The 26,120-nt window shown below is 64.8% G+C and carries 23 protein-coding genes; 14 read left to right on the plus strand and 9 right to left on the minus strand.

Annotation, left to right across the window (positions count from 1 at the left end; translation table 11 throughout):
* Positions 1–3 precede the first annotated feature (3 nt).
* From dapF to A4C63_RS07790, 4 genes are read left to right on the plus strand one after another with little or no spacing between them, the layout of a single operon-like run.
* The gene (gene dapF, locus A4C63_RS07775) at positions 4–834 is read left to right on the plus strand and encodes a diaminopimelate epimerase (RefSeq protein WP_063912186.1); all 831 of its coding nucleotides are present in this window, start codon (positions 4–6) and stop codon (positions 832–834) included.
* Between the two features lie 13 nt (positions 835–847).
* The gene (locus A4C63_RS07780) at positions 848–1,558 is read left to right on the plus strand and encodes a DUF484 family protein (RefSeq protein ID WP_063912187.1); all 711 of its coding nucleotides are present in this window, start codon (positions 848–850) and stop codon (positions 1,556–1,558) included.
* Complete coding sequence (xerC, locus tag A4C63_RS07785) at positions 1,558–2,457, plus strand: tyrosine recombinase XerC (protein ID WP_063912188.1); 900 nt, start codon at positions 1,558–1,560, stop codon at positions 2,455–2,457. The genes A4C63_RS07780 and xerC overlap by 1 nt, the downstream gene beginning before the upstream one ends.
* Complete coding sequence (locus tag A4C63_RS07790) at positions 2,454–3,149, plus strand: HAD family hydrolase (RefSeq protein WP_063912189.1); 696 nt, start codon at positions 2,454–2,456, stop codon at positions 3,147–3,149. The genes xerC and A4C63_RS07790 overlap by 4 nt, the downstream gene beginning before the upstream one ends.
* 179 nt (positions 3,150–3,328) lie before the next feature.
* Here A4C63_RS07790 and sutA read toward each other — a convergent pair whose 3' ends face one another.
* From sutA to glnK, 3 genes are all read right to left on the minus strand, one after another.
* Positions 3,329–3,658, minus strand: a complete 330-nt coding sequence (gene sutA / locus A4C63_RS07795) for a transcriptional regulator SutA (protein ID WP_063912190.1) — start codon at positions 3,656–3,658, stop codon at positions 3,329–3,331.
* Between the two features lie 429 nt (positions 3,659–4,087).
* Positions 4,088–5,419, minus strand: coding sequence for an ammonium transporter (locus tag A4C63_RS07800; RefSeq protein ID WP_063912191.1), 1,332 nt, complete (start codon positions 5,417–5,419; stop codon positions 4,088–4,090).
* 46 nt (positions 5,420–5,465) lie between these two features.
* Positions 5,466–5,804, minus strand: coding sequence for a P-II family nitrogen regulator (gene glnK, locus A4C63_RS07805; protein ID WP_002555808.1), 339 nt, complete (start codon positions 5,802–5,804; stop codon positions 5,466–5,468).
* Between the two features lie 362 nt (positions 5,805–6,166).
* Between glnK and A4C63_RS07810 the strand changes: the two genes are divergently transcribed.
* The 3 genes from A4C63_RS07810 (at position 6,167) to A4C63_RS07820 (ending at position 8,440) form a co-directional block, all read left to right on the plus strand.
* Positions 6,167–6,433: an accessory factor UbiK family protein gene (locus A4C63_RS07810; protein WP_063912192.1), complete on the plus strand. Its 267-nt coding sequence runs from the start codon at positions 6,167–6,169 to the stop codon at positions 6,431–6,433.
* Entirely contained in the window at positions 6,434–6,787 is a 354-nt protein-coding gene (locus A4C63_RS07815) for a gamma-glutamylcyclotransferase family protein (RefSeq protein WP_063912193.1), read from the plus strand.
* A gap of 162 nt (positions 6,788–6,949) precedes the next feature.
* On the plus strand, positions 6,950–8,440 hold the full coding sequence (locus A4C63_RS07820; RefSeq protein ID WP_063912194.1) for a YifB family Mg chelatase-like AAA ATPase: 1,491 nt from the start codon (positions 6,950–6,952) through the stop codon (positions 8,438–8,440).
* 38 nt (positions 8,441–8,478) lie between these two features.
* Here A4C63_RS07820 and A4C63_RS07825 read toward each other — a convergent pair whose 3' ends face one another.
* The 3 genes from A4C63_RS07825 to A4C63_RS07835 all read right to left on the minus strand — a co-directional run bounded on the left by A4C63_RS07825 (position 8,479) and on the right by A4C63_RS07835 (position 10,464).
* Positions 8,479–8,907 (minus strand): DoxX family protein, encoded by a 429-nt coding sequence (locus tag A4C63_RS07825; RefSeq protein WP_063912195.1) that lies wholly within the window; start codon positions 8,905–8,907, stop codon positions 8,479–8,481.
* Positions 8,908–9,106: 199 nt separating this feature from the next.
* Positions 9,107–9,475, minus strand: a complete 369-nt coding sequence (locus A4C63_RS07830; protein WP_172827493.1) for a response regulator transcription factor — start codon at positions 9,473–9,475, stop codon at positions 9,107–9,109.
* The gene (locus A4C63_RS07835; RefSeq protein WP_063912197.1) at positions 9,472–10,464 is read right to left on the minus strand and encodes a response regulator; all 993 of its coding nucleotides are present in this window, start codon (positions 10,462–10,464) and stop codon (positions 9,472–9,474) included. Before A4C63_RS07835 ends, A4C63_RS07830 begins: the two co-directional genes overlap by 4 nt.
* A gap of 239 nt (positions 10,465–10,703) precedes the next feature.
* On the opposite strand from A4C63_RS07835, the gene A4C63_RS07840 reads away from it, so the two are divergent.
* The gene (locus A4C63_RS07840; protein ID WP_063912198.1) at positions 10,704–15,752 is read left to right on the plus strand and encodes an ATP-binding sensor histidine kinase; all 5,049 of its coding nucleotides are present in this window, start codon (positions 10,704–10,706) and stop codon (positions 15,750–15,752) included.
* 116 nt (positions 15,753–15,868) lie between these two features.
* Here A4C63_RS07840 and ycaC (A4C63_RS07845) read toward each other — a convergent pair whose 3' ends face one another.
* Positions 15,869–16,495 carry an isochorismate family cysteine hydrolase YcaC gene (gene ycaC / locus A4C63_RS07845; RefSeq protein ID WP_004375560.1) on the minus strand — a complete coding sequence of 209 codons (627 nt, stop codon included), beginning with the start codon at positions 16,493–16,495 and terminating at the stop codon, positions 15,869–15,871.
* 73 nt (positions 16,496–16,568) lie between these two features.
* On the minus strand, positions 16,569–16,931 hold the full coding sequence (locus tag A4C63_RS07850) for an AraC family transcriptional regulator (protein ID WP_063912199.1): 363 nt from the start codon (positions 16,929–16,931) through the stop codon (positions 16,569–16,571).
* A gap of 180 nt (positions 16,932–17,111) precedes the next feature.
* Here A4C63_RS07850 and A4C63_RS07855 point away from each other — a divergent pair, with 180 nt between their 5' ends.
* From A4C63_RS07855 to A4C63_RS07865, 3 genes are all read left to right on the plus strand, one after another.
* The gene (locus A4C63_RS07855; protein ID WP_063912200.1) at positions 17,112–18,086 is read left to right on the plus strand and encodes a GlxA family transcriptional regulator; all 975 of its coding nucleotides are present in this window, start codon (positions 17,112–17,114) and stop codon (positions 18,084–18,086) included.
* 242 nt (positions 18,087–18,328) lie between these two features.
* Positions 18,329–20,116, plus strand: coding sequence for a monovalent cation:proton antiporter-2 (CPA2) family protein (locus tag A4C63_RS07860; RefSeq protein WP_063912201.1), 1,788 nt, complete (start codon positions 18,329–18,331; stop codon positions 20,114–20,116).
* 514 nt (positions 20,117–20,630) lie between these two features.
* Positions 20,631–20,924, plus strand: coding sequence for a hypothetical protein (locus A4C63_RS07865; RefSeq protein WP_015272306.1), 294 nt, complete (start codon positions 20,631–20,633; stop codon positions 20,922–20,924).
* Between the two features lie 176 nt (positions 20,925–21,100).
* On the opposite strand, the gene ycaC (A4C63_RS07870) is transcribed toward A4C63_RS07865, so the two are convergent.
* Positions 21,101–21,730, minus strand: a complete 630-nt coding sequence (ycaC, locus tag A4C63_RS07870) for an isochorismate family cysteine hydrolase YcaC (RefSeq protein ID WP_063912202.1) — start codon at positions 21,728–21,730, stop codon at positions 21,101–21,103.
* A 280-nt stretch (positions 21,731–22,010) separates the two neighbouring features.
* Between ycaC (A4C63_RS07870) and A4C63_RS07875 the strand changes: the two genes are divergently transcribed.
* From A4C63_RS07875 to A4C63_RS07885, 3 genes are all read left to right on the plus strand, one after another.
* Entirely contained in the window at positions 22,011–22,922 is a 912-nt protein-coding gene (locus tag A4C63_RS07875; protein WP_046613664.1) for a LysR substrate-binding domain-containing protein, read from the plus strand.
* A 203-nt stretch (positions 22,923–23,125) separates the two neighbouring features.
* Complete coding sequence (locus tag A4C63_RS07880) at positions 23,126–24,388, plus strand: OprD family porin (RefSeq protein WP_063912203.1); 1,263 nt, start codon at positions 23,126–23,128, stop codon at positions 24,386–24,388.
* Position 24,389: 1 nt separating this feature from the next.
* Positions 24,390–25,988 carry an MFS transporter gene (locus A4C63_RS07885; RefSeq protein WP_063912204.1) on the plus strand — a complete coding sequence of 533 codons (1,599 nt, stop codon included), beginning with the start codon at positions 24,390–24,392 and terminating at the stop codon, positions 25,986–25,988.
* The last annotated feature ends 132 nt before the right edge of the window (positions 25,989–26,120 follow it).

The following is a 26,120-nucleotide window of genomic DNA, read 5'->3' on the forward strand; positions in this document are numbered from 1 at the left end:
CCCATGCTGCTGCGTTTTACCAAGATGCATGGGCTGGGCAACGACTTCATGGTCCTCGACCTGGTCAGCCAGCACGCGCACATCCAGCCCAAGCACGCCAAGCAATGGGGTGACCGCCACACCGGCATCGGCTTCGACCAGTTGCTGATCGTCGAGGCACCGAACAACCCGGAAGTGGACTTCCGCTACCGCATCTTCAACGCCGACGGCTCCGAGGTCGAGCAGTGCGGCAACGGTGCGCGCTGCTTCGCCCGCTTCGTGCTGGACAAGCGCCTGACCGCGAAAAAGCGTATCCGCGTGGAAACCAAGAGCGGCATCATCGAACTGGACGTGCAGAATGACGGCCAGGTCAGTGTCGACATGGGGCCACCGCGCTTCATCCCTGCCGAAATCCCCTTCGTCGCCGACGAGCAGGCGCTGAGCTACCCACTGGAAGTCGACGGCCAGGTGCATTCGATTGCCGCCGTGTCCATGGGTAACCCGCATGCCGTGCTGCGTGTCGACGACGTGCGTACCGCCCCCGTGCACCAACTGGGCCCGAAGATCGAGAACCACCCGCGCTTCCCGCAGCGGGTGAATGCCGGCTTCCTCCAGGTCATCGACCGCCACCGCGCCAACCTGCGCGTGTGGGAACGCGGCGCGGGCGAAACCCAGGCCTGCGGCACTGGCGCCTGCGCCGCCGCCGTGGCAGCGATCAGCCAGGGCTGGATGGACTCCCCGGTGTCCCTCGACCTGCCCGGTGGCCGCTTGCACATCGAATGGGCCGGCCCCGGCAAGCCCGTTGTGATGACTGGCCCGGCCGTACGCGTCTACGAAGGACAGGTTCGTCTCTAAGCGAGTAACCGCCATGACCGATCAGCCCCAGGTTGTACCCCAGCAGTCCGCTGAGCTCGATGCCGAAGCGGTGGTCGCCTACCTGCGCGCCCACCCCACCTTCTTCGCCGAACACGACGAGCTGCTGATCGAACAGCGCATCCCCCACCAGCGTGGCGACAGCGTGTCGCTGGTGGAGCGCCAGCTCAAGCTGCTGCGCGACCGCAACATCGAGATGCGCCACCGCCTGTCGCAACTGATGGATGTAGCCCGCGACAACGACCGGCTGTTCGACAAGACCCGCCGGCTGATCCTCGACCTGCTCGACGCCGGCAACCTGGAAGAAGTGGTGATGGCGGTCGAAGACAGCCTGCGCCAGGAGTTCCAGGTGCCCTTCGTCAGCCTGATCCTGTTCGGCGAAAACGTCGCGCCGGTCGGGCGCTGGGTCAGCAACGCCGAAGCGCAACAGGCCATCGGAGCCCTGCTGGGCGGCGGCAAGACGGTCAGCGGCAACCTGCGCGAGCACGAACTGGCCTTCCTGTTCGGTGAAGAACAGCGCCGGGAAGTGGGCTCCAGCGCCGTGGCGGCCCTGGAATACCAGGGCCTGCACGGGGTGCTGGCGATCGGCAGCCGTGACCCGCAACACTACAAGAGCAGCGTCGGCACCCTGTTCCTCGGCTACATCGCCGAAGTACTTGGCCGCGTTGTGCCACGCCTTACCCAGACCCTGCGCCCGGTACGCTGATGGAACGCAAGCTGGAGGCTTATTGCGCACACCTGCGCAACGAGCGCCAGGTGTCCGAGCACACCCTGCTGGGCTACCGTCGCGACCTGGACAAGGTCGTCGCCTACTGCAAGGAACACGGCATTGCCGGCTGGCAGGCGCTGCAGATCCAGCAGCTGCGCCAGCTGATCGCCCGCCAGCACCACCATGGCCAGTCCTCGCGCAGCCTGGCGCGGCTGCTGTCGGCGGTTCGCGGCCTGTACCGCTACCTCAACCGCGAAGGCCTGTGCCAGCACGACCCGGCCAGCGGCCTGAGCGCGCCCAAGGGCGAACGCCGGCTGCCCAAAGTGCTGGACACCGACCGCGCCCTGCAACTGCTTGATGGCGGTGTCGACGATGACTTTATCGCCCGTCGCGACCAGGCCATCCTCGAACTGTTCTATTCGTCGGGCCTGCGCCTGTCCGAGCTGACCAACCTCGACCTCGATCACCTCGACCTCGCCGCCGGCCTGGTGCAGGTGCTGGGCAAAGGCGGCAAGACCCGCGTGCTACCGGTTGGCCGCAAGGCCCGCGAGGCCTTGCAGGCCTGGTACCGCCTGCGCGGCATCGGCAACCCGCGCGACCGCGCGGTGTTCATCACCCGCCAGGGCAACCGCATCAGCCCACGGGCCGTTCAGCAACGGGTAAAGGCGGCCGGTGAGCGCGAGCTAGGCCAGCACCTGCACCCGCACATGCTTCGCCATTCCTTCGCCAGCCATGTGCTGGAATCGTCCCAGGACCTGCGCGCGGTGCAGGAGATGCTCGGCCATGCCGACATCGGCACCACGCAGATCTACACCCACCTGGACTTCCAGCACCTGGCCGCGGTGTACGACAGCGCCCACCCTCGGGCCAAACGCAGCAAAGGCACAGACTCATGAGCATCAAGCTGATCACCTTCGACCTCGACGACACCCTGTGGGATACCGCGCCGGTGATCGCCAGCGCGGAAGTCGTGCTGCGCGACTGGCTCGAAGCCAACGCCCCAATCCTTGGCGGCGTGCCGGTGGAGCACCTGTTCGCCATCCGCGAGCGCCTGGTGCAAGCCGAACCCGGCCTGAAGCACCGTATCAGCGCCCTGCGCCGACGGGTGCTGTTCCATGCACTGGAAGAAGTCGGCTACAGCGAGAAGCATGCGCAGGAACTGGCCAATGAAGGCTTCGAAGTGTTCTTGCATGCCCGACACCAGGTAGAGATTTTCCCGGAGGTGCAGCCGGTGCTGGAGATCCTGCGCCATCACTACACCTTGGGCGTGGTCACCAACGGCAATGCCGATGTGAGTCGGCTGGGGCTGGCGGACTATTTCCGCTTTGCCCTGTGTGCCGAGGACCTCGGCATCGGCAAGCCGGACCCGGCGCCGTTCCTCGAAGCCCTGCGCCGCGGTGACGTGGAGGCCAGCGCGGCGGTGCACATTGGCGACCACCCCGGAGATGACATCGCCGGTGCCCAGCGTGCCGGGCTGCGGGCGGTGTGGTTCAACCCCCTGGGCAAGCCCTGGGTAGGCGAGCAGGCGCCGGATGCCGAGATTCAGCGCCTGTCGCAGTTGCCCGACGTCCTCGCGCGCTGGCGCTGACAGGGGCCGCTGCGCGGCCCATTCGCGGGTAAACCCGCTCCCACAGGTTCACTGCCCTCTCAGCTTCTGCGCGATCCCTGTGGGAGCGGGCGAGCCCGCGAAGAGGCCGGCACAGGCAACACAAAACCCACAGGCACAAAAAAGCCCGCAGCGACGGCGGGCTTTTTTGGATCAGCCACTCAGATAGGGCGGCTGCCGTACTTGTTGTCCGGCTTCTTGGGCGGGTCGGCGACCACGTTGGCCTCGACTTCCTGAACCTTGCCACCGCGAGCGAGGAACTCTTCCATGGCCTTGGCCAGGGCGTCACGCTCCTTCTGCTTGGCTTCCATGCTCGGCATCTCGTCTACCGAGACCGCCGCCTTGGATTTGCCCTTGGCAACGGGTGCCGGGCTGCTGTCGTCATCGCCAGCGTCTTCGGCGCCATCGTCGGCTGCCGCTTCGAGGCCTTCATCGCCCTCGTCTTCGTCGCCTACTTCGAGGTCATCATTTTCCAGATCGTCGTCGCTCATGTTCTACCTCATGACTTGCGAAAAGCAGGTTAGTTATAGACCAGTGCAGCCGTAGATCGGCAGCCACCAGTGAAAATTCAACTGGCCGTGGGTTAGGCCACTGCCCTAGGGGCGGCGCTCCTGATGGGAGGCGGCACCCAACAGGCCCTGCTCCTGGCAGGACCTGACAAATCCTTTAGCCCCTGCTGGCCACACGCTATTGGCAAGCCTAGCAAAGGCTGGCGAAGCGTGTGAACAACTCGTCAAACACCCTTCGGCGCGCATTCTAGCGCGCCAGCGGAAAAAACAAAGCACCATGAATGCTCTGCGTTTTGTAAGTTTTCTGCCTACGTCGCGAACGTGTCGGATAAACCGTTTGCCGTGCGGGAAATGCTAAAAATCTGGCAAAAAAATGCCCGGCAAGCCGGGCAAGTTTTTACCGCGTCGCAGTTACAGGTTGTAGCCGCGCTCGTTGTGCTGAGCCAGGTCGAGGCCGACCGACTCTTCTTCTTCGCTGACCCGCAGGCCCATCACCACATCCAGCACCTTGAGGATCACGTAGGTGACGATGGCGGTGTAGCCCACGGTGAAGATCACACCCTTGGCCTGGATCCAGACCTGGGCACCGATGTCGGTGACCGCGCCAAAGCCGCCCAGCGCCGGTGCCGCGAACACGCCGGTGAGGATCGCACCGAGGATGCCGCCGACACCGTGCACGCCGAAGGCGTCCAGCGAGTCGTCATAGCCCAGCTTGCGCTTGAGGCTGGTGGCGCAGAAATAGCAGATCACGCCCGAGACCAGGCCGATCACCAGGGCGCCCATCGGGCCCACGGTACCGGCAGCCGGGGTGATGGCGACCAGGCCGGCGACCACACCCGAGGCGATGCCCAGGGCGCTCGGTTTACCGTGGCCGATCCACTCGGCGAACATCCAGCCCAGGGCCGCAGCGGCGGTGGCGATCTGGGTAACCAGCATGGCCATGCCGGCGGTGCCGTTGGCGGCAGCGGCAGAGCCTGCGTTGAAGCCGAACCAGCCGATCCACAGCATGGCCGCGCCCATCAGGGTGTAGCCCAGGTTGTGCGGGGCCATTGGGGTGGTCGGGTAGCCCTTGCGCTTGCCCAGCACCAGGCAGCAGACCAGACCCGCGACACCGGCGTTGATGTGCACCACGGTGCCGCCGGCAAAGTCCAGCACGCCCCAGTCCCACATCAGCGCACCGTCACCGCTCCAGACCATGTGCGCGATCGGCGCATAGACCAGGGTGAACCAGATGCCCATGAACACCAGCATCGCGGAGAACTTCATGCGCTCGGCGAAGGCACCGACGATCAATGCCGGGGTGATGATGGCGAAGGTCATCTGGAAGGTGATGAATACCGCTTCAGGGAACAGTGCGGCAGCCGAGGTCAGGTTCGAGGGCGTGACGCCGCTGAGGAACGCCTTGGAGAAGCCACCGACGAAGGAATTGAAGTTGAGCACGCCCTTTTCCATACCGGTGGTATCGAAGGCCATGCTGTAGCCATAGACGACCCAGAGAATGCTCATCAGGCCAGTGATTGCAAAGCACTGCATCATCACCGACAGCACGTTCTTGGAACGCACCATACCGCCATAGAACAGGGCCAGGCCCGGAATGGTCATGAACAGCACCAGCGCCGTTGCGGTCAGCATCCAGGCGGTGTCGCCGGAGTTCAGCGCTGGGGCAGCTTCCTCGGCCAGGGCAAGCCCGGGCATTACGAGGGACAATAGGGCTCCTAGCCCTGCGATCTTACGCAGAGTCATGTTGTTTTCTCCTGGGGCGTTGGGTTTGGTGAGGCTTTGTTGCTGCTTAGATCGCGTCGGTATCGGTTTCGCCGGTACGGATACGGATCGCCTGCTCCAGATTCACCACGAAAATCTTGCCGTCACCGATCTTGCCGGTGTTGGCTGCCTTGGTGATGGCTTCGATTACCCGATCAAGGTCCTTGTCGTCGATGGCGACATCGATCTTCACCTTGGGCAGGAAATCGACCACGTATTCAGCACCGCGATACAGCTCGGTGTGGCCCTTCTGCCGACCGAAGCCTTTGACTTCAGTGACGGTGATGCCCTGCACGCCGATTTCCGACAGCGACTCGCGCACGTCGTCCAGCTTGAACGGCTTGATGATGGCTGTGACTAGCTTCATGAAACTCTCTCCCGATTTGGTGGACTTGCCCCAGGAAAACAAACCCGTCTCAAGTCTAAGCGCAGCGCTTGGCTTTGTAACGCGTCGTCGGCATCCGGCTCCGCGTGCGCACTGCCTGGTCACAAGGAACTGCATCAGTGCATGGCTCATACGGGTCATTGCAGAAACCTTGCCAGTTCTGCCAACGCACGGGAAAACAGTGAGTTATGTGAATTGGTCGGGATTGGCCAGTCGCCAGCATGGAAAACATGCACAATTTCGGTGCACGCCCACCTGGCGCGTTGCTCGAAAAATGTGCAATCTGGTGCCAGGTTCGCCCGTGCTACACTGCCGGCCATTTCTCAGTTTCAGTGGACAGCCCCATGCTTGCGCCCAAAGCCCTTCTCGACGCCCTGAGCGACCAGGCCTCGCGCCTGTTCAGCAGTGATACCGCCCAGCCCCGCGCCGAACTGGAAAGCCAGTTCAAGGTGCTGATGCAAGGTGCCTTCAGCAAGCTGGACCTGGTGAGCCGCGAAGAATTCGACAGCCAGATGGTCGTACTGGCGCGCACCCGTGCACGCCTCGAGGCCCTGGAAAAACAAGTAGCCGAGCTGGAAGCCCGGCTTGACCCGCCCCCACAGGATGAGTGAATGCAGCCCTCCAGCGCTTACCCGGTATTGTTGTTTTCCTACGGCACCCTGCAGGACAAGGCCGTGCAACTGGCCAACTTCGGCCGCGAACTGAGCGGGCAGACCGACCGCATGCTGGGCTACCGCCAGGACTGGGTCGAGATCACCGACCCGGCCGTGCTGGCAGCCAGCGGTAAGTCCCATCACCCTATCGTTACCCCCAGCAGCCAGGCCGACGACAGCGTGGCCGGCATGGTCTTCCAGATCAGCGAAGAAGAGCTGGCGGCAGCGGACCGCTATGAAGTCGCCGACTACAAGCGCGTGGCCGTCACCCTCGCTTCGGGCCTGACCGCCTGGGTCTATGTACGCGCCTGAGTCCCTCGGGCGTACAGCAGGCACGAACCTAACGGGGTGAGAATGCAGGGGCAATCCCTGCCTGAAAAATCACGACGCACACTTCTTGCGCCGCTCCGGGCCGCGCTCGCTATTCTTGCAAAGCCGCAGGAAGCGGCCCTTTTCAGCGACAACGGAGCGTCCATGTCCCTAGCCCTCGTCCACAGCCGCGCCCAGGTGGGCGTGCAGGCACCGGCGGTCAGCGTCGAAACCCACCTGGCCAATGGCCTGCCCCATCTCACCCTGGTCGGCCTGCCGGAAACCACGGTCAAAGAGAGCAAGGACCGGGTACGCAGCGCCATCGTCAACTCAGGCCTGAACTACCCGCAGCGGCGCATCACCCAGAACCTCGCCCCCGCCGACCTGCCCAAGGATGGCGGGCGCTATGACCTGGCCATTGCCCTGGGCATTCTCGCCGCCGATGGCCAGGTGCCAACGGCCACCCTTGCCGAAGTCGAATGCCTGGGTGAACTGGCGCTGTCTGGCAACTTGCGCCCGGTGCAGGGCGTGTTGCCCGCGGCACTGGCGGCACGCGAAGCCGGCCGGGCACTGGTGGTGCCACGGGAGAACGCCGAGGAAGCCAGCCTGGCAGGCGGGCTGGTGGTGTATGCGGTGGGGCATCTGCTGGAGCTGGTCGCCCATCTGAACGGCCAGGTGCCGTTACCGCCGTATGCCGCCAACGGGCTGATCCTGCAGCAACGCCCGTACCCGGACCTGAGCGAGGTGCAGGGCCAACTGGCGGCCAAGCGCGCACTGCTGCTAGCGGCGGCCGGGGCGCACAACCTGCTGTTCACCGGGCCTCCCGGTACCGGCAAGACCTTGCTCGCCAGCCGCCTGCCGGGGCTGCTGCCACCGCTGGACGAGCACGAAGCACTGGAAGTGGCGGCGATCCAGTCGGTCAGCGGCCATACGCCACTGAGCAGCTGGCCACAGCGGCCTTTTCGCCATCCGCACCACTCCGCTTCCGGCCCGGCGCTGGTCGGCGGCAGCAGCCGGCCGCAACCGGGCGAAATCACCCTCGCCCACCATGGGGTGCTGTTTCTGGATGAACTGCCGGAATTCGAGCGGCGCGTGCTGGAAGTGCTGCGCGAGCCGCTGGAGTCGGGCGAGATCGTGATTGCCCGGGCCCGCGACAAGGTGCGTTTCCCCGCACGTTTCCAACTGGTGGCGGCAATGAACCCCTGCCCTTGTGGCTACCTGGGCGACCCCACCGGCCGCTGCCGCTGCAGCACCGAGCAGATCGCGCGGTATCGCAACAAGCTGTCCGGGCCGCTGCTGGACCGTATCGACCTGCACCTGACCGTGGCCCGGGAGAGCACCACGCTGAACAACCAGCCCTGCGGCGAGACCAGTGCCGATGTCGCGGCCAAGGTGGCCGAAGCGCGCGAGGTGCAACAGCGGCGGCAGGGGTGTGCGAATGCGTTTCTCGACCTTGAGGGATTGCGCCGCCATTGTGGGTTGGCGGCGGCGGACCAGGCTTGGCTGGAGGGGGCCTGTGAGCGGCTGTCCCTGTCGTTGCGCGCGGCACACCGGTTGCTGAAGGTGGCGCGAACGCTGGCGGATCTGGAGGGTAGCCAGGCAATTGGCCGGGCGCATCTTGCCGAGGCGCTGCAGTACCGGCCAGGGAGCAGTTAGATTGCCGGCGATGGGTCGCAACGCGGCCCCACGCTCAATCAGGCAACCTTGTTCTGCCAGAAAAGCCCGGAAACCGAATACCCGCCGGGCCCGGTCAACGCCAGCCCGCCATAGAGCGCCACAAGCAACCAGGCAAACTGCCCCTGCTCCAGCGTCCAGTCCGGGTGCACCACCAGCAGCGCTATCAGCAATACCGCCAGCACCGGCAGGCAAGCCAGGCGTGCGGCAATCCCCAGCACCAGCAAAAGGGGGCAAACCACCTCGGCAAATACCGCCACCCCCAAGGTCAGTGGGGCCCCCAGCCCAAAGGGATCCTCAATGCGCTGCAACTCTCCACTCCAGTCCAGCAGCTTGGGCAGCCCGTGGACAAACAGCAGCAACAAGGCAGCCATCACGCGCATGAACAACAGGCCGGTGGCAATCAGAGGCGGGGATTGGGGGTCGAGGAAGGGCGTCAGGCGGGGCATGGCAACGGTCTCGCTAATTGATCAACCCGGCGAGCATTACCTCGCTACAAGCATATTGATTGCGCAAGTGTGCTGAGATGGCTGTTAAAGCTATCGGCCTCTTCGCGGGCTTGCCCGCTCCCACAGGTACTGCACAGTTCTTGAGACCAGCACAGTACCTGTGGGAGCGGGTTCACCCGCGAAAGGGCCGCTACAGGCCTCACTGGCTGCCCATCAAAGCATCCTCAACCACCTTCAGCAGCACCTCTTCGGAAAATGGCTTGCCCAGGCACACCATTGCCCCAAGCGCCATCGCCGCCCGCACCGCCCCTTCATCCCAATGCGCCGACATGCAGATCACCGGCAAACGCCATCCCAGCCGGGCCAGCTCGCGTTGCACCGCCAGCCCGCTCATCCCAGGCATCTTCAGATCGAGCAGCACACACCCCGCCTGCCGTGCCAATGCCGAGGCCAGGAACAGGTCCCCCGCAGCGAACGACAAAGTCTCGAGCCCTGCCGAACGCAGCAGGTTGGCCAGGCTTTTGCGCACCGACGCATCGTCGTCGACGATGCACACCGCTCTGCTCATGCGCCGCCCAGGCCCTCAGGCTGCAACCCGATGACGTTGTGCATGGCCACCAGCTCCAGCAGTGAACGGGACTGCATCTTGTTCATGATGTTCTTCTTGTGCACCTTGGTCGTCACCTCGCTGGTGCCGATCTGCCTGGCGATCTGCTTGTGCGACAGGCCGCCGACCACCAACGAGAACACCTGGCGCTCGCGCTGGGTCAGGCGCTGGTATTTTTCCTCGACCTGCCGCGCATGGCGCCACTTGCGCCCTTCCGTCACGGCACGTGTGCGCACCGCCTGCAACAGTGTCAGCAGCTGGTCTTCGTCGAACGGCTTGGTCAGGAACTCCACGGCCCCGGCGCGCATGGCCTGGACGGTCATCGGGATGGTACCGAAGCCGGTCATGAACACGATCGGCCAGGGCAGCGCCAGCCGGCGCAGCGCGTCCTGCACCTCCAGGCCGCTGGTATCGGGCAGGTGCATGTCCAGCAACAGGCAGGCATAGGGGGTTGCCAGGCGGGCCTCGAACAGTGCCTCGGCACTGGCGAACAAATGATGCGGGATGTCCTGCGAGCGCAGCAGACGGCCCAACGCCGTGCGCACCGACGGGTCGTCATCCACCACCAGCACCGGCACGCTCAAGCGCTCATCGAACAGCTCGACAGTGTCGGCCACAGCGCACAACGGCGACTTTTCCAGCGCCTTGCCAGGTACTTCGAGGCTGATCTCGGCGGCCAGGCGGTAGCCCCGGCGCGGCACGGTCTGGATCAGGCCGCGGTCGCCAAAGGCCTTGCGCAGCAAAGACACCTGCACCTGCAAGTTGTTGTCCTCGACCACCGTGCCGGCCCACACCTGGCTGAAGAATTCGTCCTTGCCGACCACCCGGCCATTGGCCCTGATCAGCGTGGCCAGCACCTCGAAGGCACGCCCGCCCAACAGGACCGGTTTGCCGTCAACAAAGGCTTCGCGCCGTTCCAGCGACACCTGGGCATTACCGATTCGGATCATGGCTTCCTCGCGCGGGCACAGGCGTTTTCGCAGCCCCGCCAGCCTAGGCCTGCGTACGCATTCAGACAATTATCCCGAGGGATAGGTTGGCTTGAGGACTATACAAAAGCCCGCCAGCCCCCAGGGGACGATAACGGACAACAGCGTGCCCGTTCCTGCCAGGCCGGCTGCAGCCCGCATCCGTACTGGGCTGGCTGCGTATACTCGCGCTTCATGATGTCGCTAGCAGGGGGTGCTTTATGCTCGATGAACGCCTTGCCCACAGGCCCATCGATTACGACCAGTCGGTGGATGAGGGCTGGCTGAACCGGTGCGATATCAGCGCGCTCGGCCAGGAAGGTGAGCTCAGCTACTTCCGTCTTCAAGACCCTGCCACCCACCAGGCCTGGATAGCCGTACGCGCCCCGCGCGAGGCCCCAGCCGCCTGCCAGCGCCTGGAGCGTGACTACCGCCTGCAACTGGACCCGCAGTGGGCGGTGATCCCCTCGGCGTTCGTACGTTCGGCCGAAGGCCCGCTGCTGGTGTACCCGGCCGACCGCTCCCTCGCTGACCTGATCGCTGAAGGCCCGACGGCCCTGGCGCCGTTTCTCGAGATCGCGGTGAACGCGGCCAATGCCTTGGCCCAGGCCCACGAACGCAATGTACTGCACGGCGCGCTGCAGCCCGAGCATGTGTGCCTGCACGCCAATCAGCGGGTGCGGCTGGGCTGCTTTCGCGCCGACCCGGCGGAGCTGATCAGCGAACAGGGCACCCCGCTCGGCAACTGGGCGTACCTGGCGCCGGAACAGGTCTGCCCGCACGGCAGCAGCAGCGACCGACGCAGCGACATCTATGCCCTGGGCGCGATCCTCTACCAGCTACTGCTGGGCGAACTGCCGCTGGCCGGGCGCGACACCCAGCACTGGCGCCAGTTGCATGCCGGTGTGCAGCCGCGAGCGGCCTGCGAAGTGGACAGCAATGTGCCGCAACCCCTCAGCCGGATCCTGGCCAAGGCCTTGGCCAAAGAGCCGGATGCCCGCTACCAGAGTGCCCGCGCCCTGGCGGTGGACCTGGCCCACTGTCAGCGGCAGTGGGCTGCCAGCAAGACGATGGAAGACTTCGAACCAGGCTGTGCCGACCCGGTCACGCCCAGCCACGCACGCCTGTATGGCCGCTGCGCCGAACAGAAAGCCATTGCCCTGCTGCTCAAGGCCCTGCACCGCGACAGCAATCCACATGCCCTGTTTATCAACGGCGCCGCCGGCATGGGCAAGTCGAGCCTGGTCGAGGCAGCTCTCAAGGCCAACGCCAAAGGCTACTGGGCCATCGGCAAGTGCAACAGCGTTGCCCAGGCCGTGTCCTACGCGCCCTGGGTCGAAATTCTCGGCGCGCTGACCACCCAGTTGCTGGCCAAGAACAGCCAGGACCTCGACACCCTGCGCCGCGAGATCCTGCGCCGCATCAAAGGCCACGGCCGGCTGCTGGGCAAGCTGGCGCCAGACCTGCAACTGATCCTCGGCCCCCTGCCCGAACTGCCAGCCAAGCCCACGCGCCTGGCGCTGCAGAAGGAGCTGCGGGCGATCGTCGAATTCCTGCAGGTTTTCAGCCGCCCCGGCCAGCCGCTGGTGCTGTTCTTCGATGACCTGCAGTGGGCCGACGACGCCAGCCAGCAGCTGCTGGCGCAACTGCTGGCTCACGCACCCGGCAACCTGTTGCTGATCTTCGCCCGGCGCAATGATGCGCCAGCCGGCAGTACACCCCTTGCCCTACCAGCAACGGTGCGCAGCACCACGCTGAACCTGCGGCCCCTGGACGTGGGCGCGGTGACCGAGCTGATCGGCGAGCGCTACCACGTCGGCCCCGAGGACGCATTGCAAGTGGCCGAACTGGTGCACGGCAAGACGGCGGGCAACCCGTTCTTCATCAATCAGATCCTCCGGGCCATGGTCGAGGACCAGCTGTTCACTTTCGACACCCAGGCCATGCGCTGGTCATGGTGCCTGCAGGCCGTGGCCCGCCACCGCTATTCCGACAATGTCGCCGACCTGCTGATCCAACGCCTGGCGCGCCTGCCGGCGCCGCAGCGCGACCTGCTGCGGGTGGCTGGCGCTGCGGGCAGCCGCTGCGATGAACGCCTGCTTCACCAAGTCCTCGCCAAAGTGCCCGGCGAACCGTTGAAAGCCTTGATTGGCGCGGGTTTCCTGCAACCGGGCCAGAACGGCCTGGGCTTCGCCCACGAGCGGGTGATGGAGGCCGCGTACGCTCTCACGCCCGAGTGCGAGCGTGCCTCGCTGCATGCACATATTGCCCTGGCCATGCGCCACGCCTGGCAAGATGACTTGCACGAGGTGCTGTTCGAGCTCGCCAACCAGCTGCAACGCGCCAGCCCATACGGGTTTGCAGCGGACGACTGCGAAGCGTTCCTGCAGCTTTTACGCGAAGCAGCATCACGCGCCCGCGACGACGGCGCCTTCGAGCAGGCCGCTGGCTACCTGCATACGGCCGAGCAGTTGCTGCACCACGGCGCCACGTTGGAAAGCCGCGCCACGCATGGCTTTGCCATCGCCTGCATGGCGACGGAGTGCGACATGCAACTGTCGCGAATGATCGCGGCCGAGGCCCGCATCACTGAATGCCGCCAGCGCGCACGCTCGACGCTGGACCAGGCGCGGGTGTGCCGGCTGCAGGCTCTGCTTTACACCTTGCGCGGCGACTATCAGGCGGCCATCGACAGCGCCCTCTCCGGCCTGGACTTGCTGGGTACAAGCCCGGTGCGGGGGGGTGACTGGCAACAGATCGAAGCCAGTCATGCCCGGGTACAGGCTCTGGTCGAACAGAAAGGCCGGCACTGCCTGGAGTCGCTGCCGTGCACCGATTCGGAGGAAGTGACGGTTGCGATCAGCCTGCTGGCCACCCTGTCATCATCGTTTTTCGTAAAGGACGACATCTGCTTCCTGCACCTGGCCAAGCTCATGGAGCTGTCGCTGCTGCACGGCGCTGCCCCGGGCAGCACCTACGGCATGGCCTGGTACGGGGTGATGATTGCCGAGCATTTCGGCGCCTACCATGACGGCCATGCCTGTTGCCTGGCCGCGCTCAAGCTGATCGAGCGGCACGGTTTCGAGGCCGACCTGACCAGCGCGCTACTGGCCCTGGACCAGGTCAGCGCCTGGACCTCGCCCATGGAGTTCGCCCGCCGCACCGCGTTGGACGCGGTCGACTCGGTGCGCCTGAGCGGCGACCTGGCGATGAGCTGCTATGCCTGCAACCACCTGGTTTCCGACTCGCTGTTCATGGGCCGCTGCCTGCCGGACGTGGTCGAGGAAGTGGCGCAAGGCCAGGCCACCGTACGCCGCCATGGCTACCGCGATATCGAGCAGATCCTGCAGGCCCAGCAAGCATTCATCGCCAACTTGAGCGGCACGCCCTGCCCGGCCGCGGGCGCAGTCTCGAAATCGCCCACCACGCGGTTCTTCCAGTACCTGCTGGCCGGCATGAGCGCCTTCTACCTGGGCAACATCCCGCAGGCCATGCGCAACCTGGCACTGGCCGGAGACAATACCTGGGCGGCACCGGCGCACATCAACCTGGCCGACTATCACCTGTTCCGCGGCCTGGCCCTGGGCAGCCCCGAGGCCGCTGGCAGCCTGGCCGACAAGCTGCGCGAGCTGCAGGCCCTGCGCGAGCGCTTCGACCGCTGGGCCAGCTTCAACCCGGCCACCTTCCGCAACAAGCTGTTGCTGATCGAAGGCGTGATCGCCAAGCTCGAGGGCGACGGCCTGGCCGCCATCCGCTGCTTCGACCAGGCACAGATCGCCGCCACCGCCGCCGGTTTCATCCACGAGCAGGCGCTGGCCCACGAACAGCTGGCCGAGGTGTGCATCCCCAGCGGCCTGATCTCCGGCGCCAACCTGCACCTGCGTATTGCCCGTGACTGTTTCCATATCTGGGGCGCGACCGGCAAGGTGCACCAGCTGGAGGCTTTGCACCCGTTCCTGCGCACCCAGCCGATCCAGGAAACCTACCGCGCCACCCACCAGGCCAAGCTCGACCTGGAAGTCGGCATCGAAGCAGCACGGGCACTGTCCGAGGAAGTGCTGCTTGAAGGCCTGATCGAAACCCTGATGGGCCACCTGACCCAGCACTCCGGCGCCGATCATGGTGCACTGTTGATCGTCAGCGGCGCCGAATTCCAGATGGCTGCCCTCGCCCACATCGACGACGGCGGGCTGCACGTAAGCATGGACGACTGCCAGAAGTTCATGACCCAGGCGCCGCTGTCGATCGTCAACGCCACCATGCGCACCAAGAAGCCGCTGGTGCTCAATGATGCCCAGCGCGATTGCCCCGAGGCCTTCCGCGAGCAGCTGCAGGCGCGCAACGCCCGTTCGGTGCTATGCCTGCCGCTGGTGATCCAGGGCGTGCTGATCGGCCTGGTGTACCTGGAAAACCGCCTGGTGCCGAACCTGTTCGGTGGCCAGCGCCTGGCCATGCTGGAAATTCTCGCCTCGCAGGCGGCAGTGTCGCTGCAGACTGCCAAGTTCTACACGCGCCTGGCCGAAGACAACCAGACCCGCGCCCAGATGGAGGCCGAGTTGCGCCGCTCTCGCGCGGAGTTGGCGCGCGCCGCGCAACTGCAGGTGATGAACGAGCTGTCGGCGTCCATCGCCCACGAGATCAGCCAGCCGCTGCTGGGCATCGCTTCCAATGCCGCTGCCAGCCTGCGCTGGCTGAAGCGCGCCAAGCCCGACCTGGAAGAGGCGATTGCCGGTCTGGAGGACATCCGCAACGACAGCGAACGGGCCGCCAATATCGTGCGTGCGCTGCGCTCACTGGCCAAGCAGTCACCAATGCAACTCAAGGCGGTGAAGCTGGACGAACTGATCCGCGAAGTGGTGCGCCTGACCTCGGCCGATGCCGCCAAGGGCACGGTGGACGTGCAGACGCGGTTGCAGGCAGGGGTGAGCGTGATGGCCGACCCGGTGCAGTTGCAGCAGTTGGTGTTCAACCTGATTACCAATGGCCTGGAGGCGCTGGCGGGGTATCGCAGCGATGGGGTGCTGCGCATTGCGTTGGCGGTGGTCGGGGATGATGTGGAGGTGTGCGTGGACGACAACGGGCCGGGGATAGCTGCGGATGAGCGTGAGCGGGTGTTCGATGCGTTTCATACCACCAAGATCGGCGGCATGGGGATGGGTTTGGCAATCTGCAGCTCGGTGGTGCAGGCTCATGGTGGGGAGTTGCAGGCATTGGTGTCGGAGCTGGGCGGGTGCCGGATTCGCCTCACTCTACCTGTGAATCATTCTTAGCCTGTACCGGCCTCTTCGCGGGCACGCCCGCTCCCACAGAAACCGTGCAGCTCTCAAGCTGTGCGCTATCCCTGTGGGAGCGGGCGTGCCCGCGAAGAGGCCGGTACAGGTTCACATCAACGGGCGCTCAAGGCCGCATAGCTGTTCATCAGGTTGCGGTAGTTGGGAATGCGCTGCGACAGCAGGTTACCCAGCCCTTCGATGTCGTTGCGCCAGTCGCGGTGCAGCTCACAGGCCACCGAGAACCAGTTCATCATCTGTGCACCCGCCTGGGTCATGCGCACCCAGGCAGCCTGCTGCACGGTTTCGTTGAAGGTGCCCGAAGCATCGGTCACCACGAACACTTCAAAACCTTCTGCCAGCGCCGACAGGGTCGGGAACGCCACGCACACATCGGTCACCACGCCGGCGATGATCAGCTGCTTGCGGCCAGTGGCCTTGATCGCCTTGACGAAGTCTTCGTTGTCCCAGGCGTTGATCTGGCCAGGGCGGGCAATGTAGGGCGCATCCGGGAACATCTCTTTCAGCTCGGGCACCAACGGGCCGTTCGGGCCTTGCTCGAAGCTGGTGGTGAGGATGGTCGGCAGGCCGAAGAACTTGGCCAGATCGCCCAGGGCCAGCACGTTGTTCTTGAACTCGTTGGGCGAGAAGTCCTGCACTAGCGAGATCAGGCCGGTCTGGTGGTCGACCAGCAGCACCACTGCGTCGTCTTTGTTCAGGCGCTTGTAATCGGGTTGGCTCATCGGGGTGACTCCTTGGGTTGGGAAAACGGGCCGGCACTGTCTACAAGGGGCTATACCGGCGGATAGGTTCGGCTTAAGGGTGGACCTGCGCCTGACGCCAGGCCTTGGGCGGCTGGCCGACCAGGCGGCTGAAGGCACGGGTGAAATGGGCCTGATCGCAGAAGCCGCATTCCAGGCTCACGTGGGTGATCGGCGCCTCGGTGGCAAGCAGGCGCTTGGCCTTTTCCATGCGCGCCAGCAGGCGCCAGGCCTGGGGCGAGAGGCCGGTGTTGACCTTGAACGCGCGGGAGAAGTGGCTGCGGGTGAGGTTGCATACCCCGGCGATTTCGATGATCGACAACGGGCTGTGCAACATCAGTTCCTTGGCCCTGCGCAACCGCGCAGGCGTCAGTGCGCCGACGGTTTGCTGCGGCGCTTGGGGCTTCCCGGGGTGCATGGCGACTCTCCTGTTCAATGCAGAAAGTCTCGCCCCCGGCACATGACAAAGTCCTGAGCCAAGCCTGAATAGTTGTTAATTGTGCACTGCTGGCCCTGGCCGTTTTGCCGATACCCTAAGATGCATTTCGTATTCAGCTTCAGGCCGCTAATGGCGGCCGGCATTCAAGGCAAAAGAGCCATGCAGGAAAAATCCGCCCACCGCACCGTGGCCATGGTGCTGTTCAATGACGTGCTGTTGCTGGATGTCACCGGCCCCATGGATGCCTTCGCCATCGCCAACCGGTTCTTGCCTGCCGAGCGGCAATACCGTTTGCTGACCCTGGCCGAGGGGCAAACGGCGGTGCGCGGCTCATGCGGACTGAAAGTGGTAGCCGACCTGCGCCTGGAGGACTTGCCGGAAGCGGTCGACCTGTTGCTGATGCCAGGCGGCCCAGGGGCCTATGACATCGCCCTGCCAGGCATCGAGCGTTGGCTGCCCCAGGCCGTGCGCCGGGCCAAACGCTTCGGCGCCATCTGCACCGGGGTATTCCTGCTGGGCAGGGCCGGGCTGCTGGACGGCTATCGCTGCACCACCCACTGGAACTACGTGGAGCGCCTGGCACAGGCGTTCCCCGAGGCCAAGGTCGAGACCGAGCAGATCTACGTGATCGATCGCTGCCTGATTACCTCGGGCGGCATCACCGCTGGCATCGACCTGGCACTGGCGGTGGTTGCCGAGGACCACGGCAAGGAACTGGCCCTGGAAGTGGCCAAGGTGCTGCTGGTCGCCCGCCATCGCCAGGGCGGGCAAACACCTTACGGGCCACTGCTGGCGGCTATACCGCGGGATGATTCGCCGATTGCCCGGGTGCAGGCGTACATCGTCGACCATATCGAGCAAGCCTTCACCGTGCAGAAAATGGCCGACCTGGTGGCCATGAGCGGGCGCAACTTTGCCCGTACCTTTCAGCGCGAGGTGGGGATCACGCCGCTGCAGTACGTGCAGAATGCGCGGATCGACAGGGCGCGCAAGCTGCTGGAAGGCACCGACCTTCCGTTGAAGGTAGTGGCGGCGCAGTGCGGGTTTGGCAGTGACCGGCATTTGCGCAAGGTGTTCTGCGAGCGGATTGGCATGACGCCGGCGCAGTATCGGGCGCAGTTTGGTGGCAGTTGAGTATGCAGATTTCCTGTGCCGGCCTCTTCGCGGGTGAACCCGCTCCCACAGGTGTTGGGCAGGCTTGAAGACACCGCTGTACCTGTGGGAGCGGGTTCACCCGCTAAGAGGCCAGCACGACTGTCACCTGATTCAGGACAATGTGTCTTCCTCGCAGCAGATTGTCTGGCACCCCCACATTCACCAGAATTGTCCGCCAAACTGATCTGACGCTGCCCCGGCAGCTCATGGAGTACGAGCCCATGCCACACGAAGGCAGCCTTCTGCAAACCGCGGTGATCTTCCTGCTTGCCGCTGTCCTCGCCGTCCCCCTGGCCAAGCGCCTGCAACTGGGGGCCGTGCTCGGCTACCTGCTTGCTGGCGTAATCATTGGCCCGCAGGCACTGGGCCTGATCCGCGACACCGAAAGCGTGGCGCACATTTCCGAGCTGGGCGTGGTCCTGCTGCTGTTCATCATTGGCCTGGAGCTGTCGCCCAAGCGCTTGTGGCTGATGCGCAAGTCCGTGTTCGGCGTCGGCACCGCCCAGGTTTTGCTGACCGGCGCGGTGATCGGTGCCATCGCCCTGTTCGGCTTCGGCCAGTCGTTGCCGGCGGCCGTCGTGCTCGGCCTCGGCCTGGCGCTGTCGTCCACCGCCCTCGGCCTGCAGAGCCTGGCCGAAAGCAAGCAGCTCAACGCGCCCCATGGCCGTCTGGCGTTCGCCATCCTGTTGTTCCAGGACATCGCCGCAATCCCGCTGATCGCCCTGGTTCCGCTACTGGCCGCCAGCGGCCCGGACACCAGCCACGGCGACAGCCTGCAACACGGCCTGAAGGTGTTCGCCAGCATTGCCGTGGTCATCGTCGGTGGCCGCTATCTGCTGCGCCCGGTGTTCCGCACCGTGGCCCGCACCGGCTTGCCGGAAGTGTCCACCGCCACCGCACTGCTGGTGGTGATTGGCACCGCCTGGTTGATGGAAGAAGCCGGTATATCCATGGCCCTGGGTGCGTTCCTCGCCGGCCTGCTGCTGGCCGACTCGGAATACCGCCACGAGCTGGAATCGCAGATCGAACCGTTCAAGGGCCTGCTGCTGGGGCTGTTCTTCATCAGCGTCGGCATGGGCGCCAACCTGCGCCTGCTGCTGGAAATGCCTTTGGTGCTGCTGGGCCTGACCCTGCTGCTGGTGGCCGTGAAGCTGGTACTGCTGATCGGCGTCGGGCGCCTGGCCGGTGGCTTGAACAGTGCCAGCGCACTGCGCCTGGGCATGGTGCTGGCTGCCGGTGGCGAATTCGCCTTCGTGGTGTTCAAGCTGGGCAAGGACCAGGGCCTGTTCGACACCCAGACCTACGACCTGCTGCTGATGACCATCACCCTGTCGATGGCCATTACCCCGCTGCTGATGATTGGCTGCGCCCACGCCCTCAAGCGCCCGCAACCGGTGCGTGAAGTGCCGGAGCATTACAAGCAGATCCAGACTGACACGCCTCGGGTGGTGATCGTCGGCATGGGCCGCATGGGCCAGATCGTCGCACGCATCCTGCGGGCACAGAAGATTCCGTTCATTGCCCTGGAAACCTCGGTGGACACCATCGAGATGACCCGTATGTTCGAACAGGTCCCCGTGTTCTACGGCGACCCGCTGCGCCCGGAAGTGCTGCATGCGGCCAAGGTGGGCGAGGCGGAATACTTCATCATCACCATCGATGACCCGGAAGCTGCCATTCACACCGCGGAACGGGTGAAACGCCTGTACCCACACCTGAAAGTGCTGGCCCGCGCACGTAACCGCCAGCATGTGCACAAGTTGGCGGATGTCGGCGCCGAGCCGATTCGCGAGACGTTCTACTCCAGCCTGGAGATGACCCGCCGGGCATTGGTGGGGTTGGGGTTGAGCGAGGCGCAGGCGGCGGACCGGATTGCGCGGTTTACCCAGCATGACGAAGAAGTGCTGGTCGCCCAGGGGCAGGTGCGTGATGACCGGGCCAAGGTGATGCAGACGGCCAAGGAGGCCCGGGCGGAATTGGAGCGGTTGTTTGATTCGGATGCGGATTGAGGGTTGGCGCATCGATTCAGGAAGAGGGCTCAGGCCCTCTTTTGTATTTTTGGCTTGAGATTGTCTGGGTCCGCTGCGCGGCCCTTCGCGGGCACGCCCGCTCCCACACGTACTGCACCGCTTGCCAGGCTTGCGCTCTTCCTGTGGGAGCGGGCGTGCCCGCGAAGGGCCGCGCAGCGGACCCAGTGCACAAAAATATCAGCAGCATCCTACTTCGTTGCGAGCCATTTCCTACTCAGCCACACCATCTGACGAATTATCCTACGCACCTTGTCGAAGCCCGTCTGATTGTCCGGGGAAAGCCTGCTCTCTAGGCTTGCCGGGTCGCTGTCGGTTCAGCGATCGGGTGTGGAAACCCGGCAGGTAAATCGGAATAGCTGTTGTCATGGCAGCTGCGCGCGGGAGGCCGAATGGCCTGCCGGGGTTCCGATAGCCTGGCTTTCCACCCCGCGTGCAGCCGCCACCCTTCGCGTGGAAACGGATGGTGCCGGCCAACCTCTATCGGAGTTTGGCTATGAAAAAAATTGTCCCCAATCCACCTCTTCCCGACACCAAAGAGCGCGCTTTCAGCCGCTGCGATGCCGGCCATCCACCTTTGTTCACAGTAAACCCGGGCGTCTCTGCCCACGACGCCCTGGTGCATGTCGCCCAGTACCTGCGCGGCGCCTACGACTGTGGCTACAAAGCCCTGGAACACCTGGATGAAACCGGCAAGAGCCTGTTCTGGAGCAACCTGAATGCGCTCGAAATGGCAGAAGGATTGGTTGAGGCATTGCTGGATGGGATTGAGTCGCAGCCCATGAATTGATGTTGTCTGTTCCGGCCCCTTCGCGGGCTTGCCCGCTCCCACAGGTACTGCACAGTGTCAGAGCCTGTGGTACTCCTGTGGGAGCGGGCAAGCCCGCGAAGAGGCAGGCACAGCAAACACAAAAGGCCGGCGCCCTATAGAGGAAGCCGGCCTTTTTGCATTCAACTAACGGGCTGTTACTTACCCGCAGTCAGCGCGTTGTAGCTGGTAATCAGGTTGCGATAATCCGGAATGTGGTTGGAGCACAGCGCCGCCAGCCCTTCGATGTCGTTGCGCCAGTCGCGGTGCAACTCACAGGCCACGCCGAACCAGGTCATCATTTGCGCGCCAGCGCGGCTCATGCGGTCATGGGCAGCATCGCGGGTCATTTCGTTGAAGGTGCCGGAAGCATCGGTCACCACGAACACTTCGAACTCTTCTTCCAGGGCCGACAGTGCCGGGAACGCTACACAGACCTCAGTCACTACACCGGCAATGATCAGCTGCTTCTTGCCAGTGGCCTTCACCGCCTTGACGAAGTCTTCGTTGTCCCAGGCGTTGATCTGGCCTGGGCGGGCGATGTACGGGGCGTCCGGGAACAGGGCTTTCAGCTCTGGTACCAGCGGGCCGTTGGGGCCTTGCTCGAAGCTGGTGGTGAGGATGGTCGGCAGGTTGAAGAACTTGGCCAGGTCGGCCAGGGCCAGCACGTTGTTCTTGAACGCGTCCGGCTCGATGTCACGGACCAGGGACAGCAGGCCAGCCTGGTGGTCGACCAGCAGGACAGCGGCGTCGTCTTTGTTCAGGCGGTTGTAGGTGAATTTGCTCATGGTCTGTGCTCCTGAGGGTTATGAATTTTTCAGCATTCGGGGGTGTTTCGCGTTGATGGGCACAGATTAAAATCATCACCTTTGTGGCGGTAGATAGCAGAATTTGGCTTTAGCGTTCTGATTTATGAACGATAGATTTGCAGGGGCTGTGCCGGCCTCTTCGCGGCTAAAGCCGCTCCCACAGGGATGGCGCCGGGCTTGAGCCCTGTGCAGTACCTGTGGGAGCGGCTTTAGCCGCGAAAGGGCCGGCACAGGCAACCAAGTACCTGGAGACCGATCATTGGAAGACCTCAACTCCCTCTACTACTTCACCCAGGTAGTCGAGCACGGTGGCTTCGCCCCGGCTGGCCGGGCGCTGGACATGCCCAAATCGAAGCTCAGCCGGCGCATCGCCGACCTCGAAGACCGCCTGGGCGTGCGTCTGCTGCATCGCACCAGCCGTCACTGCTCGCTCACCGAGATTGGCCAGGCCTACTACAACCGCTGCCTGGCCATGCGCGTGGAAGCCGAGGGTGCGGCAGAGATCATCGAGCGCAACCGCAGCGAGCCGCGCGGCCTGGTGCGCATCAGTTGCCCGACCACCCTGCTCAATTCCTGGGTCGGGCCGATGCTGACCCGCTACATGCTCAAGTACCCGCAGGTGGAGCTGTTCATCGAGAGCACCAACCGCCGTGTCGACCTGCTGCACGAAGGTTTCGACATCGCCCTGCGGGTGCGCTTTCCGCCGCTGGAGAATACCGACATGGTGATGAAGGTACTGAGCAACAGTACCCAGTGCCTGGTCGGCCAGCCGCAGTACCTGGAGCAACTGCCCAAGGGGTTTGACCCACAGCTGCTGGGCACGCTGCCCAGCGTGCATTGGGGCAGTGCCCAGCGCGAATACCAGTGGGAGCTGTTCCAGGGTGAGGACAGCAGCCGCAGCATCGTCATCCCGCATACACCGCGCATGGTGACGGACGACCTGTTTGCCCTGCGCCATTTCGTGGTGGCGGGGGTGGGTATTGCGCACCTGCCGCGGGTGGCGGTGCGTGAGGACCTGGCGGCGGGGCGGCTGGTGGAGTTGTTGCCGGACTGGCACCCGCGTTGCGGCATCGTGCACGCAATCTTCCCGTCGCGGCGGGGCTTGCTGCCGTCGGTGCGGGCGCTGATCGATCATCTGGCCGAGGAGTTTGCGATCAGCGACATGGCTTGAGCCGGTTGCCGCCTGTGCCGGCCCTTTCGCGGGCTTGCCCGCTCCCACAGGATCACCACTAGCCCCAAGGCTTGTGCAGTACCTGTGGGAGCGGGCATGCCCGCGAAGAGGCCGGCACAGGCAAAACCAGCCAGAGCACACACATACAAGCCCCCTTGCCTATCCTTCATCCACAATCCCGGATCATCCCCCCTGGAGCCCCCATGATCCGCGCCACCCCCGGACCAGGCCGCGCCCTGCTCGCCACCCTCGCCCTGTACCCGGCGCTCAGCCAGGCTGACGAACCCGGCTGGTCACTGCTCAGCCGCAACTACTTCCTGCACAGCGACTTCCGCTCGCCCTCCGGCAGCGGCCAGAACTACCGCCAGGAGTGGGCCCAAGGCTTCATTGGCGAAGTCCGCTCCGGCTTCACCGAGGGCACGCTCGGCGTCGGCATCGATGCCCATGGCTTTCTCGGCCTCAAGCTCGACGGCGGCCGCGGCCATGCCGGCACTGGTCTGCTGCCGCGCGACAGCGATGGCCGCTCCGAGTCCGACTACTCAAGCGCCGGCGCCGCACTCAAGCTGCGCCTGGGCAACACCCAACTACGCTACGGCGAAATGACCGTGGAAACCCCGGTGTTCGACACCAGCGACAAACGCCTGCACCCGGAATACGCCACCGGCTGGCTCCTGGACAACACCGACCTGCCCGACTGGCGCCTGCAGGCCGGGCGCTTCACTGCCTTCAACAACCAGGACAACAGCTCCAGCCATGATGATTTCAGCGGCTACGGCGCTACCACCGACAAGCGCGCCATCAGCCTGGCCGGTGCCGCGTTCGCTCCCGACGGGCCATTCGGTGGCGCGCTGTACGCTGGCCAGCTGGAGGATACCTGGCGCCAGGCCTACCTCAACCTGAACCTGGCCGAGGGCAACTGGCGCCTGGACGGCAACCTGTACAAGACGCGCGACACCGGCAATGCCAGTGCCGGGGCAATCGATACCCTCGCCTACAGCCTGCTGGCCAGGTATAGCTTCGGCGCCCAGGCGCTGAGCCTGGCCTACCAGAAGGTCGAGGGCGACACCCCGTTCGACTTCGTCGGCGGCGACTCCATCTACCTGGCCAACTCGATCAAGTACGCCGACTTCAACGGCCCCGGCGAGCGCTCGTGGCAACTGCGCTACGACCTCAACTTCGCCACCCTCGGCGCCCCCGGCCTGAGCCTGATGGGCCGCTACGTCAGCGGCCGTGGCATCGACGGCAGCCATGCCCCGGCGGACGGCGCCTATGTGGGCCAGTACGGCGACGGCGGCAAGCACTGGGAGCGCGACATCGACCTGAAATACGTGGTGCAGTCGGGCGCCGCCAAGGACCTGAGCCTGGCGTTTTCCCACGTCAGCCACCGCGCCAACCAGGCCCAGGCCGGCGATGATATCGACCGGATCTACCTGATCATCGAATACCCCCTCAAAGGCAGCTTCTGACATGAGCACGTCCCCTTCAGGCGCCTGGAGCCCATTGCGCAACACCACCTTCCGCATGCTGTGGATTGCCACCATCGCCTCCAACATCGGCACATGGATGCACGAGGTGGGCGCCGGCTGGCTGATGACCACGCTGTCGGCCAGCCCGTTGCATGTGGCCCTGATCCAGGTAGCCGGCTCGCTACCGATGTTCTTCCTTGCCCTGCCGGCCGGTGCGGCTGCGGATATCGTCGACAAGCGCCGCTACCTGTTGCTGGTGCAACTGTGGATGTCCGCGGTGGCAGTGGCGCTGGCGGCCCTGACCCTGCTCGGGCTGATGAACGTCACCCTGCTGCTGGTGCTGACCCTGGCGCTGGGCATCGGCACGGCACTGATGATGCCGGCCTGGAGCGCGCTGACACCGGAACTGGTGGGCAAGGACGACCTGGCCAATGCGGTGGCGCTTTCCAGTGTCGGTATCAACGTGTCGCGCGCCATTGGCCCGGCCCTGGCGGGCGTGGTGGTGAGCATGGTTGGCCCATGGCTGACCTTCGCTCTGAATGCCATCTCGTTCGCCGGGGTGATCCTTGTGCTGTTCCTGTGGAAGCGCGAGGTGAAGGAGCCGCTGCTGCCAGCCGAGCGTTTCGTCGGCGCCATGCGCACCGGGCTGCGTTTCGCGCGCAGTGCCAAACCCTTGCAGGCGGTGATGTTGCGCGCCTTGGCGTTCTTTTTCTGTGCCAGCGCCGGCACCTCGCTGCTGCCGTTGATCGTGCGTGGCGAGATGCACGGCACCGCCGCCGATTTCGGCGTGCTGCTGGCGGCCATCGGCATCGGCGCGGTGGCCGGCGCCACCTTGCTGCCACGCCTGCGCGAACGCATCAGCCGCGACCGCCTGGTGCTGCTCGCCAGCCTGCTGTATGCCCTGTTCCTGCTGGCCCTGGCGCTGGTGCGCAACTTCTACGTGCTACTGCCGGCAATGCTGCTCAGCGGCGCGGCGTGGATTGCCGTGCTGTCCAACCTGCAGGTGGCGGCGCAGACCTCTGTGCCGGCCTGGGTGCGGGCGCGGGCGTTGTCGGTGTACATCCTGATCTTCTTTGGTGCCATGGCCTGCGGCGGGTTGCTGTGGGGCACGCTGGCCAGCCATGCAACGATCACCTCGAGCCTGCTGCTGGCTGCAGGTGGCCTGGCGCTGGGCACGCTGCTGACCTGCAAGGTGACGCTGCCGGAAACCGCAGCCGAGGAGCTGACGCCGTCACTGCATTGGCCGGTGCCGCTGCTGAGCGACGACATGGACAAGGAAAGCGGGCCGGTGATGGTCACCGTGGAGTACCACGTCGCCCCGGCCAAGGCCGAGGCGTTCCAGCAGGCAGCGCGAGAGCTGGAGGCGATGCGCAAGCGCAATGGCGCATTGTCGTGGGGGTTGATGCGCGACAGTGCGGACCCGGCGGTGTGGCTGGAGTTTTTCTTCGAGGAGTCGTGGCTGGAGCATTTGCGGCATCACCACCGGGTAACCCGGGGTGAGCTGAAGATCGAGGCGCGGGTGCGGATGCTGCAGACCGATGGGGTTGAGGTGAAGATTCGGCATCTGTTGGCGGGTGGGGAGCACAAGGCTCACCATTGATGTTGGCCTTTCCGGCCTCTTCGCGGGCTCGCCCGCTCCCACAGGGATCGCACAGAGCCTGAGGGCTGTGGTGTACCTGTGGGAGCGGGCGAGCCCGCGAAGAGGCCAGCACAGAAGGAACAAAAAAGGGGG

Source organism: Pseudomonas sp. p21, assembly GCF_001642705.1.
Classification (GTDB): Bacteria; Pseudomonadota; Gammaproteobacteria; order Pseudomonadales; family Pseudomonadaceae; genus Aquipseudomonas.

Bases quoted from the DNA above. Each gene is read 5' to 3' on its own strand.
- A4C63_RS07880 (WP_063912203.1), top strand. From the start codon at position 23,126: ATGATCCGCGCCACCCCCGGACCAGGCCGCGCCCTGCTCGCCACCCTC.
- A4C63_RS07835 (WP_063912197.1), bottom strand. From the start codon at position 10,464: ATGATCCGAATCGGTAATGCCCAGGTGTCGCTGGAACGGCGCGAAGCC.
- A4C63_RS07790 (WP_063912189.1), top strand. From the start codon at position 2,454: ATGAGCATCAAGCTGATCACCTTCGACCTCGACGACACCCTGTGGGAT.
- sutA (WP_063912190.1), bottom strand. From the start codon at position 3,658: ATGAGCGACGACGATCTGGAAAATGATGACCTCGAAGTAGGCGACGAA.
- A4C63_RS07855 (WP_063912200.1), top strand. From the start codon at position 17,112: ATGCAGGAAAAATCCGCCCACCGCACCGTGGCCATGGTGCTGTTCAAT.
- dapF (WP_063912186.1), top strand. From the start codon at position 4: ATGCTGCTGCGTTTTACCAAGATGCATGGGCTGGGCAACGACTTCATG.
- A4C63_RS07885 (WP_063912204.1), top strand. From the start codon at position 24,390: ATGAGCACGTCCCCTTCAGGCGCCTGGAGCCCATTGCGCAACACCACC.
- A4C63_RS07825 (WP_063912195.1), bottom strand. From the start codon at position 8,907: ATGCCCCGCCTGACGCCCTTCCTCGACCCCCAATCCCCGCCTCTGATT.
- ycaC (WP_004375560.1), bottom strand. From the start codon at position 16,495: ATGAGCCAACCCGATTACAAGCGCCTGAACAAAGACGACGCAGTGGTG.
- A4C63_RS07820 (WP_063912194.1), top strand. From the start codon at position 6,950: ATGTCCCTAGCCCTCGTCCACAGCCGCGCCCAGGTGGGCGTGCAGGCA.
- A4C63_RS07780 (WP_063912187.1), top strand. From the start codon at position 848: ATGACCGATCAGCCCCAGGTTGTACCCCAGCAGTCCGCTGAGCTCGAT.
- A4C63_RS07865 (WP_015272306.1), top strand. From the start codon at position 20,631: ATGAAAAAAATTGTCCCCAATCCACCTCTTCCCGACACCAAAGAGCGC.
- xerC (WP_063912188.1), top strand. From the start codon at position 1,558: ATGGAACGCAAGCTGGAGGCTTATTGCGCACACCTGCGCAACGAGCGC.
- A4C63_RS07800 (WP_063912191.1), bottom strand. From the start codon at position 5,419: ATGACTCTGCGTAAGATCGCAGGGCTAGGAGCCCTATTGTCCCTCGTA.
- A4C63_RS07810 (WP_063912192.1), top strand. From the start codon at position 6,167: ATGCTTGCGCCCAAAGCCCTTCTCGACGCCCTGAGCGACCAGGCCTCG.
- A4C63_RS07830 (WP_172827493.1), bottom strand. From the start codon at position 9,475: ATGAGCAGAGCGGTGTGCATCGTCGACGACGATGCGTCGGTGCGCAAA.
- ycaC (WP_063912202.1), bottom strand. From the start codon at position 21,730: ATGAGCAAATTCACCTACAACCGCCTGAACAAAGACGACGCCGCTGTC.
- A4C63_RS07840 (WP_063912198.1), top strand. From the start codon at position 10,704: ATGCTCGATGAACGCCTTGCCCACAGGCCCATCGATTACGACCAGTCG.
- A4C63_RS07860 (WP_063912201.1), top strand. From the start codon at position 18,329: ATGCCACACGAAGGCAGCCTTCTGCAAACCGCGGTGATCTTCCTGCTT.
- A4C63_RS07850 (WP_063912199.1), bottom strand. From the start codon at position 16,931: ATGCACCCCGGGAAGCCCCAAGCGCCGCAGCAAACCGTCGGCGCACTG.
- glnK (WP_002555808.1), bottom strand. From the start codon at position 5,804: ATGAAGCTAGTCACAGCCATCATCAAGCCGTTCAAGCTGGACGACGTG.
- A4C63_RS07815 (WP_063912193.1), top strand. From the start codon at position 6,434: ATGCAGCCCTCCAGCGCTTACCCGGTATTGTTGTTTTCCTACGGCACC.